A 16,319-nucleotide genomic window follows, 5' to 3' on the forward strand; every position below is an offset into this window, starting at 1 on the left:
GGTAAAGCATGTGACGATGTGGGTTAAGAAGTAGCCAGCCGGAAAGGCGATTTGCTCATGCACGATCTGAAGGTAATCGGGGTCGAGGACGGAGCCCTCGTCGCTGCCACGGAGCAGGGGCAACGCTTCCGTATCGTCATCAATGAGGTTTTGCTCTCTCACCTCAGGCCGCCGAAGCCCGCACATGCCGAGGAGCGACGCCTGAGCCCCCGTGAGGTTCAGGCGCACATTCGTTCGGGATTGTCCGCGGAGGAGGTTGCGGACCTCACCGGTGTGAGTACGGAGTACGTGCGCCGGTTTGAAGGTCCCGTTCTCGCTGAGCGCGAACACATTGTCGGAGCAGCATTGAGCGTGCCTGTGCTTTCAGCTGTCGACATGCCCGGAGGGGACGAGCCGACTTTCGGCACCGCAATCGCTGCGCGACTTGAGGGTCTCGCGGCAACGGGCGAACGTTGGACGAGCTGGAAAGACCCCGGCGATGGCTGGATCGTGAAGTTGTCATTCACGGCGGCGACGATCGACCACGACGCTCGGTGGAGCTACGAGCCAAAGAAGCACACGCTCGCTCCGCTGAACCAAGAGGCAATCACCTTGTCGAAGCAGGGCGAGCTTCCGCACGGCATGATCCCGCGTCTTCGTGCCGTGGAATCGGACACACGTATTGACGCGGAGCCACCGGCACCAGACGAGTCGCGATTTGACAGCGGCGCTTTTCGTTTTCGACAGGCCGATGTCGAGGATCCGAAGACGATTGCTCTGCTCGAACCTGCCGCGCTTTCGCCTCGTCATCCGTCGGCGGCATCACAAGCCGCAATCAACAGGGGTGCCGTCTCAGATGAGAAGGGTTCGTCGAACCAGACGGCCGATCTTCTCGAGGCGCTCCGTAAACGCCGTGGCCAGCGAGAAGCGGCTCCGGAGCCTGAGAGCGCCGAAATCGACAACGATGACTATCGCGACGGCGAGTCCAACACGCCTCTCGACTTCGGTTCGATTGCCTCAGACGACCAGACGGATGCCGACGCGCAGTCGTCCTCTGACGAGAAGCGATCGTCGGGTCGAAGCAAGCGGGGTCGTGCTTCCATGCCGTCGTGGGACGAGATCGTCTTTGGTGCGAGGTCCGATTCTGACGATTGACGTTAGATCGCCCAAGCGCCGAGACGAATGAACGGTGTGTAGCGCTCGTCGTCTGACAGCGAGCCATGTTGTCCGATCATCTTCCGAGACGTCACCGAGTTCGGCGAACTGTCGTAGAAGGCAACCCGCGTTCGTGCGGCAACGAGAACATCGCCGATCCGTGGGGAAACCTCGGGCGCGACAGCGCCGTACCACCCCGCGGCGATCGCCTCTGCGCGTGTCGCGATGAGAGCGACATCCCCGTATGCGTCCCGCCACCGGGCTGCAACCTCGGCAGCACGAGAGTCCGATGTGTAAAGCTGCAGAAAGCGTGGCTCGCCTCCGACGTTCTCAATGTCATCACGAAGCCCAGGGATGGCGTCATACAGCAGCTGATCGTGAGAGGGAACGTCGACAACCCCGTGATCTGCTGTGACGACGACTCCCGTTTGTCGTGCGTCGACAAGGGAATGCAGTCGTGACAATTCCGCGTCAACGATCTCGAGGGCGGCGAGCCACTTGTCGCTGCGCCAACCGTGCTTGTGAGCGATCTTGTCGAGCTCGGGAATGTACAGGTAAACAAATTGCGGGCCTTTCTGGCGCACGATTTCTGCGGCAGCATCCACTCGCTCGGCAATGCCGTCGGCGGGCACATATCGTGATCCGCGCAGCACAGCCTGAGTGAACCCTGACCCGGCGAACTTCGCCGGCCCGACGGCAACAGCACCGGCGTTGATCGTTCTCATCTGCTCGAATACCGTGCGAGAACGCTGCCATGCGTCTGGGTCGTCGATGCTGTCCCAACCGGTGAGTTGATTCACGAGTCGCTGTGTGCGTGGGTCCCGCACCTTGTAGCCCACCATCCCGTGTTCACCGGGCAATCGACCGGTGAGGATGGTGGGGAGCGATGCAGCAGTCGTTGAGGGAATCGGAGAACGGAGGGATCGGCCACGATTCGCCGAGAGAACACGAGCATGCCCGGAGCGCTCGGCAAGGTTTGACGTACCGAGTCCATCGACGACAACCAGAACGGCAGACGTCACAGGGGTGAGTCCGAGAGCGCCATGTCCCCCCTGCATTGTTGCAAGGAATTCGTGGGCAAGTGCGGCAAGGCTCCGGGCCTGCGAGCCTTCGGTCGGTAGCATTGTCGTCATCGTGGCTAGTCTTCCACACGCGTGTGACGACCGGCTTTCAGCACACCAGAGAGATCCCGCATAACCGAATGGCCCACTCGAAAGAACCAACTCCCCCCGACCAGATCGCCGAACGCATCGAAGACGTCGATGTCTCGACCGAGATGCAGGGGTCATTCCTCGAATACGCGTACTCCGTGATCTACTCGCGAGCATTGCCCGATGCACGCGACGGCCTGAAGCCGGTGCAGCGACGCATCATCTATCAGATGGCTCAGATGGGGCTTCGTCCCGACCGCGGGCACGTGAAGTCAGCGCGCGTCGTCGGTGAAGTGATGGGAAAGCTCCACCCTCACGGAGACACCGCGATCTACGACGCTCTGGTTCGCATGGCACAGCCGTGGACGATGCGCCTGCCACTCGTCGACGGACACGGAAACTTCGGCTCGCTCGACGATGGCCCCGCGGCACAGCGGTACACAGAAGCGCGTCTTGCAGCTGCAGCTCTGGCGCTGGCCGAGAACCTTGACGAAGACGTCGTGGATTTTGTGCCGAATTATGACAACCAGTTTCGGCAGCCGACTGTGCTCCCCGCGGCCTTCCCGAACCTCCTTGTCAACGGAACGACGGGAATCGCCGTCGGCATGGCGACGAACATGGCGCCACACAACCTCATTGAAATTGTGGCCGCGGCTCGGCATCTGATCGACAATCCTGATGCCTCGCTGGACGATCTGATGGCCTTCGTTCCGGGACCGGACCTGCCGTCTGGCGGCACCATTATGGGGCTCGACGGGATCAAGGATGCGTATGCGACGGGACGTGGCGCGTTCAAAACTCGAGCACGAGTATCTATCGAGCCGATCACTGCTCGCAAGAACGGGCTTGTCGTCACCGAGCTGCCGTACCTCGTCGGCCCGGAGAAGGTGATCGAGAAGATCAAGGACGGCGTTCAGTCGAAGAAGCTGAGCGGTATCTCGGATGTCACCGATCTGACAGATCGGGCACACGGGCTTCGTCTCGTCATCGGCCTGAAGACCGGGTTCAGTTCCGAAGCCGTTCTCGAGCAGCTCTACCGCTACACACCACTCGAGAATTCCTTCAGCATCAACAGTGTCGCCCTCGTTGAAGGCGGACCGCGCACGCTGGGGCTTAAAGAGCTTCTGCAGGTGTACATTGCCCACCGAATCGACGTTGTCACTCGGCGGTCACGGTTCCGGCTGGCTCGCAGGCAAGAGCGACTGCACCTCGTTGAGGGCCTCCTCATCGCAATTCTGGACATTGACGAGGTCATTCAGGTCATTCGCACCAGCGATGACAGCGAGCAGGCCCGAGCCCGTCTCATGGATGTCTTCGACCTCACCCAGGTGCAGTCGGAGTACATTCTCGAACTGAGACTTCGGCGTCTCACCAAGTTCTCCCGCATCGAGCTGGAGGCCGAACAGGATCAGCTCAAGAAAGAGATCACGGAGCTTGAGGAACTGCTCGCCTCAGAGACGATGTTGCGTGCTCGAGTGTCGGAGGAGCTTGACGAAGCCTCAGAGAAATTCGGAACGCCACGACGCACGCTCCTCACGCAGGCGAAGCCGAGCATTGCACTGACCGGGCGCAACAAGAAGGCGGCACCGGTGCTCGAAATTCAGGATTCGCCGTGCCGCGTATATCTCAGCGCCACGGGCCGGGCGGTGCGCGTCGACCTTACTGACGATGCCGAGATCGCACACCCGACGCGACGGAGCAAGCACGATGCAATTCTGACGGTTCTCGATACGACCACGCGACGTGAGCTCGGTGCCGTGACGAACACAGGACGACTTGTGCGATTCACACCCGTCGACTTGCCATCGGTGCCCGCCTCCAGCATCCAGTTGCGCGCTGGCGTGAAGATCTCGGACTATCTCGCCCTCGGAAATCGCTCTGAACGCGTGCTCACGATCATCGAACTCGACGAGGAACGCACTCTCGCGCTCGGAACAGCCCGCGGAACAGTGAAGCGCCTGCAGATGGGTGCATGGCCGAAAGGCCCCGATTTCGATGTCATCGCGCTCAAAGACAGCGATCAGGTCGTCGGCGCAGCGGTGACGAGCGATGAAGATCAGCTGGTTTTCGTATCCTCCGACACTCAGTTGCTGACGTATGCAGCATCAGCGGTACGCCCGCAGGGGCGAACTGCTGCGGGAATGTCTGGCATCAAGCTGGGGCCCGGCGCATTCGCCGTGTTCTTTGGCGTTGCCCGGGCGGGCGAGGGAAAGCACGTTGTCGCCACTGTCGCTGTCAACTCACAGATGCTCGACGGAACAGACCCTGGGTCCTCGAAGGTCTCGTATCTTGCGGACTTCCCTGAGAAGGGCCGCGCCACCGGCGGGGTTCGCGCCCAGCGCCTGCTCAAGGGCGAAGATCGATTGTCAACAGCGTGGGTTGGGCCTGCTCCGGTGTTTGCAGTGAGTGCGGACGGCACTCCTCGTGTTCTCCCCGCGGCCGGCGCAAAACGTGACGGGTCGGGCGAGCCTCTCGAGGGAAGCGTCGCCGCCCTCGGGCACCACATCTGACCACGGCGCCCTTTCCGACGGCACCGTTAGTGCGGGCTCAGACGTCGATGCGTTCCTGGCTGAGCCTGTCTGAATTGTCGATGATGAACTCTTTGCGCGGAGGCACGTCGTTTCCCATGAGCAGCTCGAAGACCGTGTCGGCCGATGCGGCATCCTCGATGTGCACGCGCCTGAGGGTGCGGTGCTTGCGGTCCATTGTGGTCTCCGCAAGCTGATCCGCATCCATCTCGCCGAGCCCCTTGTAGCGCTGGATCGGCTCCTTGTACCTCTTCTTGCTGCGCTCGAGACCTTTCAGAACGCCGTGAAGCTCCTGCTCCGAGTAAGTGTACAGAACGTCGTTTGGTTTTGACCCGCCATTGACAGCGACGACCCTGTGCAGAGGCGGCACCGCGGCATAAACGCGACCGGCCTCGATCATGGGCCGCATGTATCGGAAGAAGAGCGTGAGCAGCAGCATCCGGATGTGCGCCCCGTCGACATCGGCATCGCTCATGAAGATGACTTTGCCGTACCGGGCGATGTCAAGGTCGAAAGTGCGGCCAGAGCCGGCCCCGAGCACCTGAATGATTGCCGCGCACTCGGCGTTGGAGAGCATGTCGCTGACCGACGCCTTCTGAACATTGAGGATCTTTCCCCTGATGGGCAAGAGCGCCTGATAGCTGCTGTCGCGCGCGAGCTTCGCCGTACCAAGTGCTGAATCACCCTCGACGATGAAGAGCTCGCTCTGCGCCACGTCGCTTGAGCGACAATCCACGAGCTTGGCCGGAAGCGTCGAATTCTCGAGCGCGTTCTTACGACGCTGCGTCTCTTTGTGCGCACGTGCAGAAATGCGCGACTTCATCTCGGCGACGACCTTGTCAAGCACGACAGAGACTTGGTTCTTGTCTTCGCGCTTGGTCGATGAGAACTTCTCGGCCAGAGCATCGGTGAGAACCTTCGCCACGATGGTGCGAGCGGCAGGAGTACCGAGAACTTCCTTTGTCTGACCCTCGAACTGCGGCTCGGGAAGACGGACGTTGAGCACAGCCGTGAGCCCGGCAAGTACATCGTCTTTCTCGACCTTGTCGTTCCCCGCCTTCAAGCGACGCGCATTCTTTTCCACTTCCTTGCGGAACACCTTGAGAATTCCTTGCTCGAAGCCGGAGAGGTGGGTTCCGCCTTTAGGAGTGGCGATGATATTGACGAATGATCGAACGGTTGAGTCGTATCCGGTTCCCCAGCGAAGCGCAATGTCCACCTCGCAGGTGCGTTGCACTTCAGCCGACACCATCGAGCCGTCATTCTGCAGGGTGGGCACCGTTTCTGCGAACGACCCTGATCCAGAGACACGCCAGACATCGGTGACGGGAGAATCGGCGGCCAGGTACTCAACAAACTCGGAGATTCCACCGTCGAAGCGGTACTCGGACGTCACGACTTCTGACGAAGCAGCACCAGAGGCTCGCTCGTCATCGATTCGAAGAGTCAGCCCAGGCACGAGAAAGGCGGTCTGGCGTGCGCGCCCCTGAAGATCGTCGACGTTGAACGTGGCGCCCTTTTCAAAGATCTGACGATCGGCCCAGTACCGTACGCGAGAGCCAGCGACGCCCTTCTTTACTTTGCCGATGACCCGAAGCTCGCTCGTGTTCTTGAATGGTGTAAACGGTGCTTCCGGGCTCGGAGCTCCGCCTTTGTCGTCGAAGATTCCTGGTTCACCCCTGTGAAACGACATGGCCCAGGTCTTGCCGTCGCGATCGACCTCGACATCGAGGCGTTCGGAGAGCGCGTTGACGACGGACGCACCGACACCGTGCAATCCGCCCGATGATGAATACGAACCGGAGCCGAATTTGCCGCCCGCGTGCAATTTGGTGAAGACGACTTCAACGCCGGTCAGTCCGGTTTTCGGTTCAATGTCGATGGGAATTCCGCGCGCGTGGTCGATGACCTCTACACTGTCGTCTTCCCTGAGTCGAATCTCGATGTGGTCACCGTACCCAGCCAGAGCCTCATCGACCGAGTTGTCAATGACTTCCCACAGGCAGTGCATGAGCCCGCGTGAGCCGTTCGAACCGATGTACATTCCCGGGCGTTTGCGTACAGCTTCCAGGCCCTCGAGAACCGAGAGATGGCGTGCAGAATAGTCAGAACTCACAGACTCAACAGTAGTTCTCTCCGCGCATCATCTCGGTCACCGACACCCCTTGGGTGACGGCCGATGACGGGGTACGCGGTGAGCGAACTCGCCGCACATGAGGAAGGTATTCAGGCGAGGCGTGGTTACATTGGAGCAAGAGGGGCGTAAAGGGCGCTCCGTGAGGTCAGGAGGAGCTCATGTCGCACACCGGTACCCAAACTGTCGACGCCGTCCAGCCCCAGCTGACCGCGGCGGATCGATGCGATAGCTGCGGCGCGCAAGCTTATATTCGCGCTGTTGTCAGCAACGGCGAGCTTCTGTTCTGCGCACATCACGGTAAAAAATACGAGGACAAGCTCATGGCTGTAGCCGAGAGCTGGCTCGACGAATCTGATCGTCTTCTCGAAGACAGTCGCGCCTAAGACGTCACAACGCACGCGGGTGGATGCTTCGGCATCCGCCCGTGTCGTCGTTAATGCGGCGCTACATCATTCGACATAGACATGCTCCGCCGCACGTGCGAGGCGGATCACGATCTCTTCACCGATGGACCCCATTGCATCAGCCCACACCTGAAGGGATGATTCTCCGTGCGTTCCGTCGCCAAAGAGGTACACATCGTCACCAACCGTTGCGCCACTCCCGCTGAGGTCAATGTGAGCCTCAGTTCTGGTCACCCGCACGAACGGGTAACGCCGATTTCGGATGGCAACGTCGACGACGCCCTCGGCATCGCTGTAGAGCCCATTCACCTGCCCGACTGGAATGCGCGCGATCGTGCGATTATGGACGGTCTCGACGGCGCTCACGGTCGTTGATAGCGTGAGCGCAGGCGTCAGCCCGAGCTGCTCAGGGCCAATACCGTCGCCGGGTGCGATCCCATACACAAATGCCCCGACACGCACCATGTCGTATCGTGCATCGGCGCGCTCGAACGATGCGGCACTCGCTGCGAGATGTCGCAGCCGAGGTCGCAGGCCAACGGAATGCGCACGGCGAATCGCGTCGTCGAACCGGCGGATCGCTGCGGAATCGGCGTCGTAGGATGCCTCGGCGATATGCGTCCAAATGCCGGTGACGTCGATGACGCCTTCGTTCTGTAATTCGGCAGCACGCTGGAGGAAATCCGGCCAACCACCGGCGAGCACACCAGCCCGGTGCAGGCCGGTGTCGATTTTGAGATGAACGCGAGCACGGCGGTCAATGCGTCGTGCGACGTCGGCAACACGCTCGAGCATTGACGGATAGGAGACGCCAAGGTCAATGTGTGTGGAGATCGCCGTGGCGATGTCGTCGCCTTCGCCGAACACCCAGGCAAACACCATCGCCTCAGGCGCACGTTCGCGAACTTCGCGTGCCGTGGTGAGATCGAGCGCGCCAAATCGATGAAACCCCGCTCCGGAGAGTGCGGAAACGACTTCAGTGATGCCGTGGGCGTAGGCATCGTCCTTCACGACGACAGCCAACTCGGCGGGAGCGACGCGTTGCGCGACCAGTCGCGCATTGGTAATGAGTGCACTGCGAGAAACGACAGCTCGCGCGTGGGATGCTCGGATCACTCGGAAACGCTCCTCACGACGCGACCATCGAGGCATGCAGCTAATGACACGGGCGATTCTCCGAGTGACTCTGCCCATTCCCCAAGCGACACCTCGCCTCTGCGCGGGTCCCCGAACACGCAGACTCGCGACCCGGGAAGTACGGGAGCGTCACCCGCATCCACAACAAACTCGTCCATGGCCACGCGCCCGACAATCGGAAGACGAATCGGGGGACCTTCGGCCGGTGACCAGGTAACAGAAACGCTGTTGCCGGCCTTTCGAGGGATGCCATGACCGTAGCCGATGGCGACGCGCGCCAGTGTTGTCGGATGCTGCGTGACATACGTGTGGCCGTACGAGACGCCCGAATGCGCGGGTACACGTTTCGTTGAGAGCACCTCGACGAATAATCGGACGGGATCGGACATGAGTGTCGAGTCGAACGCGGCAGCGGCATCTGCGTCGCCGTGAACGGCACCGATGATTTTCGAGCGTTGGGAGGCAGAAAGATACAGTACTCGTGCGCCCGCTGTGTGAGCTTCGGACATTAACGAGACCATTTTCCTCCCCCGCGCGAAAGCACGACCCCAGTCTATCGTGGAGCGTCGAGGCCAGCGCACAGCAGTGGCTCTCTATACTTGGGTGTTCCAGACAGACGACGTTAGGAGTGCCCCGAGCCATGCCGAAGGCAAACCGCCTCAAGATCCGCCTTGATTACCTCAAGAACCGAGCACGCCGTATGGACGTGGCGTCGGTCATCGAGCGGGCGAAGGAAGTCTCGGCCGAGCACCACAAGCCGACGCCGATAATTGTCGTGGACATGCTGTGGTCGGCGGCATTTCGAGAGACGGCATTCCAAGACTATGTGGATTGGGACTACGCGATCCTCAGTCGCGCGGAGCGCGAAACATTCATGACGCATTCCATCTCGAACCACATCGCCATGGAACACGATGCGGCGGCGCACCGAGAGATTTTCCACGACAAGATCGAGTTCAACAAGGTCTTCAATGAGTATCTCAAGCGCGAATGGCTCGACGTTCGTGGAGCCTCGGCTGATCAGGTTCGCGAATTCGTCGAACGCACGGGAACTGTCATCGGAAAAGTGCCATTTAGCAGCGCGGGGCACGGCGTGCACCGCCATCGCGCCGACGATGTGACCGATTGGGAGAGCTTCCGCACGCAGCTCCTCGACGACGGGCAATTCCTGCTCGAAGACGTCATCGAGCAGCATCCTGTTCTCGCTGCGGTGTGCCCAGGAACGGCGAACACAACACGCGTGACGACCTTCTTCGATGGCGAGAAGACGCATATTCTCTCCATGGCGCAGAAATTCGGCCGCGGACAGGCTAGCGATCAGCAGACGTTCGGTGGCTTTTACACGATGCTGAGCCTCGATGGAAAGTCGATGGGCCGAGGCTACGACTCTCATAACAACGTACACACGACGCATCCGGAGTCGGGGGTGTCGATTCCCGACTTTGAGCTTCCGCTCGTCGAGACGATCCAGCCGTTCTTCGACGACGTCGCTCGCGTGGTGCCCGACATGAAGTATGTCGGGTGGGACATCGTGATGAGTGCGGAGGGCCCGGTCCTCGTTGAGGGAAACTGGGCCGCAGGAGTCTATGAGAACAAGCCGAGTGTTACGGGTATTCGCACGGGCAGTCGTCCGCGATTCCAGAGCATCATCGGTTTCTAGCGAGTGAAGAGAAATGGCTCTGGGCTCCGCATTATGCGGAGCCCAGAGCCATTGGCGTCGAATCGCCTATGTCAGTGAGCGGATGATGCCGATGGGTGTGCTCTGGTGTTTCTGCCCGAGAGGGTTGTCTTTCAGCACGCGCACCATGTGATCATCGCTCGCGTGTCCGCGAGTGTTGCCGAGGATGTTTCCTCCGAGATCGTTGATGTCGACGATCATGACGTCCACGCGGCCCCCCAGCGCTGATTTCAGCACTTGGGCGACCTCGTCTGGGCGCTCGGGACCGAGCACGACGTGGGAATTGTATGGCGGGATCGTATGGCTTGTCGGGCCATCGATCGCCCGTGCCTTCTCACCGGCAACACGGTAAAAATCACCGGAACGCTTCAGCAGCTTCGAGACGACAGACACGGCCGCAGCAAGCAGGATGCGGGGTGTACCGCACTCTCGCAGAGCCATCTCCATTGTCTCGGGCATTCCGAGCCCGATTCCGTACGACGTCTTGGTGACGTATTTCGATAGGAAGTGAGCAAGTGGGCGCGGGTTGATGGAGTTGACGGGGTATGCGCGACCCTGCGTGATTGCCACGATCTTCTCCGTGACGAAGACGACGTCACCGTCACGGACCTGTTCCCCGGCATACGTCGACACTACCTCGACGATGTCGTCGTCCGCTCCCACAAGACGCGTCCTCACCGGGATGCGTTGATAACGGACGCTGTCGACTACCGTCTCGAGAGCCTTGCCCTCATTAGCCTCTATGGCCATAACCCTGCCTTTCGTGAAAGAACGTCGGAAAGCTGGGTCTACTCCAGGTAGTCCCGAAGGGACTGCGACCGGCTCGGGTGCCGCAGCTTCGCCATCGTCTTGGACTCAATTTGGCGAATACGCTCTCGAGTCACGCCGAATGTGTCGCCAATCTGGTCGAGAGTCTTCGGCATCCCATCGCCAAGACCGAAGCGCATGCGAATCACCCCTGCCTCACGTTCCGACAACGAGTCAAGCAGGGACTCGAGCTGCTTCTGCAGCATGGTGAAGCCGACGGCGTCGGCAGGAACAACGGCTTCGGTGTCTTCGATGAGATCACCGAACTCGCTGTCGCCATCTTCACCAAGCGGGGTGTGGAGAGAAATCGGCTCACGGCCGTACTTCTGCACCTCGACGACCTTCTCAGGCGTCATGTCGAGCTCTTTGCTGAGCTCTTCGGGGGTCGGCTCGCGCCCGAGGTCCTGCAGCATCTGCCGCTGAACGCGTGCGAGCTTATTGATGACCTCGACCATATGCACGGGAATGCGGATCGTTCGGGCCTGGTCCGCCATTGCTCGGGTGATCGCCTGACGGATCCACCACGTTGCGTAGGTCGAGAACTTGAAGCCCTTGGTGTAGTCAAACTTCTCGACCGCGCGTATAAGACCGAGGTTTCCCTCCTGGATCAGGTCCAGGAATTGCATTCCCCTGCCGGTGTAACGCTTGGCGAGCGACACCACGAGGCGCAGGTTCGCGCCGAGAAGGTGACTCTTCGCTCGTTGGCCGTCACGGGAGACCCACTGGAGTTCGCGTCCGAGCTTCTGCCGCTTCTCAGCATCCGTCATCGGCCCCAGTTTGTCTTCGGCGAAAAGGCCGGCTTCAATCCTCATGGCGAGCTCGACCTCTTCCGCGGCGTTGAGCAGCGGAACCTTGCCGATCTGCTTCAGATAATCCTTGACAGGATCTGCTGTCGCGCCGGTGATGATCGTCGAGTAGACGGGCATCTCGTCTTCATCGTCACCCTGCGAGAGAACGAGCGCGCCCTTCGGCAGTGGCTCGTCTTTCGCTGTTGAACGCTTCTTTGGAGCCTGATCGTCGGTCGAGGCCTCTGCAGTGGACTCATCCGCAACCGCTTCAGCGACAGGATCGACCGACTTCTTCTTTCGCGTCGTCTTGGTCGCAGCTGCCTTCTTTGCCGGTGCGGACGCTTCAGTCTTTGTTGTGGACTTCGCGGAAGCCTGTGACTTCGTCGCGGAGGCCGCCGTTTTCTTGGTGGCTGTGTCGTCGGCCTCTTGTGTGGCGTCCGTTTTCTGTGCAGGCTTGCTTGCCATGCGAGCACCCTTTCGGTCCGTGGCGCGCCAGTTGTGGCGCTGAGTCACCGACGTGTATCGATTTCGGACAGTACTAAGACCCATGTCAAATCCCAGTCCGCATCGTGTGATGCAGAAAGGGACACAATGGGTCCATTTCTTATTATGTCATGGATTCGTGTCACCACTTGACACGCCGCGCTCAGTCTCCGTCTCGGCGCTCCCTTCTGACTAGTGCAACCCAGAGAGGGGCCACTTTTATTCCCTCGTCTTCAGCCAGACGTGTGCGCGTTGTTCGTCGGGCGAGAAAGAGCATGACCACGCCGAATCCGATGACGACGTACTGCACAAGGAAGGCGATCTTGAACGAAGAAAGTGAGTATGTCTGCTCCGGCGTCGTTGCTCCAGGGCTCAGCAAATCAAGAACGAATCCGATGACGAACATCATGGTGAAGCTGGCGAGAAAACCGCCAACATTGACGATGCCGTTGGCCGACCCGAGTGCACGACTGTGGTTGAAGGTACGCGCGAAGTCGAATCCGATCAGGGAACCGGGCCCGCCAATACCGAGGGCGACAAGAAGCACGATGAGTACCCACATCGGCGGATGTCCGGGCCATGCCAGGAACATCGTCCATGCGATGCCCATCGTCGAAACGATCGTGAGAACGAGATTGCTGCGCCGCAAAGGGAAACGGGCGGTGAGAATTCCGAGGATCGGCCCGAAGACGACGCCGGAGAACACAATGACAAGCAGCAGACCTGCGGCGGCCGACTCCGAAATGCCGAGCGCGTAGACCATGAAGGGAAAGCCCCAGAGAAGAGAGAACACCGTTCCGCTTGATTGAGTTGTGAAGTGGGCCCAGAAACCGAGTCTGGTACCCGGGCGCTTAAGCGAATCCACGAGAATATCGAGTGAACTCCCCCAGGTGCGTCGGATAGGACCGGTGCTGTCATCAACCGGCCGGTCGGAAATGCAAATCAGAACCCCGATCAGCATGAGCACGCACAGCGCTGCAGCGGCGAGGTAGGCACTTTCCCACCCGATTGTGTTGAGCAGAAGTGCGAACGGAAGGGCAGAGAGCACCTGCCCGAACTGACCAATATTTCCTGTCCACTGGCTAAGTGACGGAACAATTGGGCCGCTGAACCAATAATTGACGAGTCGCAGCACCGAGACAAAGATTCCTGCGTCTCCGATTCCAACGCAGACGCGCCCGAGTGCAGCAATCGACAGGTCGGGTGCTATCGCGAGCACAGCCTGCCCGATGCTGATCAGGATGAGGCCGATGATGAGTAGCCGACGTGGTCCCCAGCGGTCGATGAGCAGACCAATCGGGATCTGCATTGCGGCGTAGACGACCAGCTGCACGACGGCGAGCGACGACAGTGCTGCCGCAGTGATGTCGAACCGTTCGACAGCGGCAACTCCGGATACTCCGAGAGTGCTGCGTTGAAGGATCGCGACGACGTATGCCGAAACGCCAACGACGAAAACCATCCACGAGCGACGAGAGTTCACTCCAGAAATGGTAGCCGTCGTCAGGGGGTCGGGGTGTCGCCCTCGCCGTCTGATGTGCGCCGACCAGCTAGATAGCGCTCAAGCTCTGCAGCGATATCGTCGGCGGACGGAAGGTCGTGCTCATCCATGGTGAGTGGCGGACGCTGCTCTGAACCCTCCATGTATGTGTCATATCGTGCTTCGAGCGACGACACCAGCTTGTGCAGCTCACCGTTCTCGGCGACCTGCTCGTCAACGCGTGTTATGAATTGGCGTCCATCTTCGCGAAGCTCATCGCTGGGAAAGACCAGGCCGGAGGCCGCCGTGTACAGCTCAAGCGCCGTGAGCGCCGCAGCCGGGTACTCCGTCTCGGTCAGGTAATGCGGGATCAGAAGGGCGAAGCCCGTCACCGGAAGGTCGTGCTGCTGAAGGCGATACTCCAAGAGATGCAGCACATTGGCCGGCACCTGCGTCGACGGGCGCCAGATCGACAAAGTTTCAATGAGCTCTTCTCGGTTGCCGCTGACCGCGGCGCCAAGCGGACGAGTGTGCGGAACCGGCATAGGAATGCCATGAACCCACGTTGTGTGACTGACCTCGAAACGCTCGATCAAGCCCAGCACTGTCTGGGTGAAGGATTCCCAGCGGAAGTCTGGTTCGTACCCGGTGAGCAAGAGGAACGGACGGTGCAATTCGTCGTAGGCCAGCGAGAGAGCGAGGCGGGAGGGTGCATAGTCTGTCAAATGGTCGTGCTCAAACTGAATGATGGGTCGACGCGCCCGGTAGTCCAGAAGTTGGTCATTATCGAAGATCGCGACGTCTTCATAACTCAGGCTGTCGCGCAGGTATGTGACCGCTTGCGCAATCGTGCTTCCGGCATCGGAAAAACCGGTAAGGCCGATGACCAGCGGCAGCCCCGCGGGGACGGCAGATGCCGACTCCGTGAAACGAACGAGGTCTTCAGGGGTGCTCATACTCCCATGCTATTCGGGCACGGAGCGTTCGCGGCGGTTCTGCGTCGTGCCCAGAGCGAACGTTCGCGCCGATACCATGAAGACATGAGCCAAATCTCTCTTGAATTCGAAACTGAATCCGCCCCGTCGACAAAAACTGACATCACGGTAATCGGTGCCGTCTCCTCGTCTGATGGGCCGCGACTTCATGCCATCGAAGGATTTGAGAGCCTGACCGACATGCTGACAAATCTCGGCGTCAGCGGATCGGCAGATGCACTGTCGCGCGTGGTACTCCCCGACTCCCCATCCACTGTCATTGCAGTCGTTGGCCTCGGTCGAGAGGTGACGGCCGACGCGCTGCGTGGAGCAGCGGGAGCAGCCGTGCGACAGCTTGCTGGCATAGCATCCGTTCGTTTTGCCTTTCCGCTGACGGATCATGCTGATGTGATCGCTGTCGCGGAGGGTGCAGCGCTCGGCGCCTACGCATACACGCAGGAGAAGGGAATGAGTGAGCGCACGAGTCCCGTTGAGGCTGTGACGATCGTCGCCCCCGAGCCGCTCACCGCCGATGAAGCGAAGCGGGTAGTCGAGACAGCACGCGCCGTGCACCTTGTGCGCGATCTCGGCAATACGTCGGCGTCAGCGCTCACGCCAGAAGTCTTTGCCGATACAGCAGTCGACGAGGCCTCCGATCTGCCGATCACAACGCGCGTCTGGGACGTCGCTCAGCTCGAGTCTGAGGGCTTCGGCGGCATTCTCGGCGTCGGACGCGGCTCGGAGCGTGGTCCACGACTTGTCAAGCTCGACTACTCCCCCGCAGGTGCCACCTCACACATCGCGCTTGTCGGAAAGGGAATCACGTTCGACACCGGCGGGCTCTCGCTTAAGCCAGCGAGCGGAATGATGGGCATGAAGTACGACATGCTCGGTGCTGCAACCGCTCTCGCCACGATCACAGCGGCGGCACGAATCGGAATCAATACCCGCATCACCGCGTGGCTGTGCCTCGCCGAAAACATGCCTTCCGGTTCGGCGACACGCCCCGGTGATGTTCTGAAGATGTATGGCGGACGAACCGTAGAGGTCACGAATACCGACGCTGAGGGACGTCTCGTCATGGCCGATGGCCTCGTCGCGGCGAGTGAAGAGAACCCCGATCTCATCGTGGACGTTGCGACGCTCACTGGGGCAGCGGTCGTCGCACTCGGAAAGCGATACACGGGCGTCATGGGAAACGACGAGAGTGCTGCCGAGGTTGTCGACATTGCCGACGGCGTCGGCGAGAAATTCTGGCGGATGCCGCTTCCGAGCGAGCTCCGATCGGCGCTCGATTCAGACGTTGCCGACCTCGTGAACGCGAATCTCTCGCGCCGCGAAGGTGGAATGCTCGTCGCGGGACACTTCCTGTCTGAGTTCATCGGCACTCGAACCGACACCGACGAGCCGATTTCGTGGGTCCACCTCGACATCGCCGGCCCCGGTGACAATGGAACGTCCACTTACGGATACAACGGCAAGGGAGCCACCGGCGTCACTGTACGAACTCTTCTCACGCTAGCCGAGCGGCATGCCGGCGCGTAGTAAGGTCGAAGAGGCGCTTCAGCGCAACCGAACGGTCGTTTGCTGCACACCGGCGTGCGACCAAAACCGCATC

At 60.4% G+C, this 16,319-nt stretch carries 13 protein-coding genes; 5 read left to right on the top strand and 8 right to left on the bottom strand.

Annotated elements, in window-relative coordinates:
- Window positions 1-57 precede the first annotated feature (57 nt).
- Window positions 58-1,134 carry a septation protein SepH gene (sepH, locus tag HCR76_RS08535; protein WP_166989993.1) on the top strand — a complete coding sequence of 359 codons (1,077 nt, stop codon included), beginning with the start codon at window positions 58-60 and terminating at the stop codon, window positions 1,132-1,134.
- Window positions 1,135-1,136: 2 nt separating this feature from the next.
- On the opposite strand, the gene HCR76_RS08540 is transcribed toward sepH, so the two are convergent.
- Window positions 1,137-2,267 carry an alkaline phosphatase family protein gene (locus tag HCR76_RS08540; RefSeq protein ID WP_166989995.1) on the bottom strand — a complete coding sequence of 377 codons (1,131 nt, stop codon included), beginning with the start codon at window positions 2,265-2,267 and terminating at the stop codon, window positions 1,137-1,139.
- A gap of 68 nt (window positions 2,268-2,335) precedes the next feature.
- Here HCR76_RS08540 and HCR76_RS08545 point away from each other — a divergent pair, with 68 nt between their 5' ends.
- Window positions 2,336-4,795, top strand: a complete 2,460-nt coding sequence (locus tag HCR76_RS08545) for a DNA gyrase/topoisomerase IV subunit A (protein ID WP_166989997.1) — start codon at window positions 2,336-2,338, stop codon at window positions 4,793-4,795.
- 37 nt (window positions 4,796-4,832) lie between these two features.
- On the opposite strand, the gene HCR76_RS08550 is transcribed toward HCR76_RS08545, so the two are convergent.
- Window positions 4,833-6,929 carry a DNA gyrase/topoisomerase IV subunit B gene (locus HCR76_RS08550; protein WP_166989999.1) on the bottom strand — a complete coding sequence of 699 codons (2,097 nt, stop codon included), beginning with the start codon at window positions 6,927-6,929 and terminating at the stop codon, window positions 4,833-4,835.
- A gap of 179 nt (window positions 6,930-7,108) precedes the next feature.
- Between HCR76_RS08550 and HCR76_RS08555 the strand changes: the two genes are divergently transcribed.
- Entirely contained in the window at window positions 7,109-7,333 is a 225-nt protein-coding gene (locus tag HCR76_RS08555) for a DUF7455 domain-containing protein (RefSeq protein ID WP_166990001.1), read from the top strand.
- A 66-nt stretch (window positions 7,334-7,399) separates the two neighbouring features.
- Here the strand turns inward: HCR76_RS08555 and HCR76_RS08560 are convergent, their stop codons facing one another.
- Both HCR76_RS08560 and HCR76_RS08565 read right to left on the bottom strand, forming a co-directional pair.
- A complete protein-coding gene (locus HCR76_RS08560) occupies window positions 7,400-8,470 on the bottom strand; it encodes an alanine racemase (protein WP_166990003.1) in 1,071 nt (356 codons plus the stop codon).
- Window positions 8,467-9,000, bottom strand: a complete 534-nt coding sequence (locus HCR76_RS08565) for an alanine racemase C-terminal domain-containing protein (protein ID WP_166990005.1) — start codon at window positions 8,998-9,000, stop codon at window positions 8,467-8,469. The genes HCR76_RS08560 and HCR76_RS08565 overlap by 4 nt, the downstream gene beginning before the upstream one ends.
- Before the next feature lie 131 nt (window positions 9,001-9,131).
- Here HCR76_RS08565 and HCR76_RS08570 point away from each other — a divergent pair, with 131 nt between their 5' ends.
- On the top strand, window positions 9,132-10,151 hold the full coding sequence (locus HCR76_RS08570) for a sugar-transfer associated ATP-grasp domain-containing protein (RefSeq protein ID WP_166990007.1): 1,020 nt from the start codon (window positions 9,132-9,134) through the stop codon (window positions 10,149-10,151).
- Window positions 10,152-10,217: 66 nt separating this feature from the next.
- Here HCR76_RS08570 and HCR76_RS08575 read toward each other — a convergent pair whose 3' ends face one another.
- The 4 genes from HCR76_RS08575 to HCR76_RS08590 all read right to left on the bottom strand — a co-directional run bounded on the left by HCR76_RS08575 (window position 10,218) and on the right by HCR76_RS08590 (window position 14,683).
- Window positions 10,218-10,919 (bottom strand): coenzyme F420-0:L-glutamate ligase, encoded by a 702-nt coding sequence (locus HCR76_RS08575; RefSeq protein ID WP_166990009.1) that lies wholly within the window; start codon window positions 10,917-10,919, stop codon window positions 10,218-10,220.
- Window positions 10,920-10,957: 38 nt separating this feature from the next.
- Entirely contained in the window at window positions 10,958-12,229 is a 1,272-nt protein-coding gene (locus HCR76_RS08580; RefSeq protein WP_235934059.1) for an RNA polymerase sigma factor, read from the bottom strand.
- Between the two features lie 181 nt (window positions 12,230-12,410).
- Window positions 12,411-13,730 carry an MFS transporter gene (locus tag HCR76_RS08585; protein WP_166990013.1) on the bottom strand — a complete coding sequence of 440 codons (1,320 nt, stop codon included), beginning with the start codon at window positions 13,728-13,730 and terminating at the stop codon, window positions 12,411-12,413.
- A 20-nt stretch (window positions 13,731-13,750) separates the two neighbouring features.
- Complete coding sequence (locus tag HCR76_RS08590) at window positions 13,751-14,683, bottom strand: proteasome assembly chaperone family protein (protein ID WP_166990015.1); 933 nt, start codon at window positions 14,681-14,683, stop codon at window positions 13,751-13,753.
- Between the two features lie 84 nt (window positions 14,684-14,767).
- Between HCR76_RS08590 and HCR76_RS08595 the strand changes: the two genes are divergently transcribed.
- Window positions 14,768-16,246, top strand: a complete 1,479-nt coding sequence (locus HCR76_RS08595) for a leucyl aminopeptidase (RefSeq protein ID WP_166990017.1) — start codon at window positions 14,768-14,770, stop codon at window positions 16,244-16,246.
- Window positions 16,247-16,319: the final 73 nt, after the last annotated feature.

It is taken from the genome of Paramicrobacterium chengjingii, assembly GCF_011751765.2.
GTDB classification, from domain to species: Bacteria; Actinomycetota; Actinomycetes; order Actinomycetales; family Microbacteriaceae; genus Paramicrobacterium; species Paramicrobacterium chengjingii.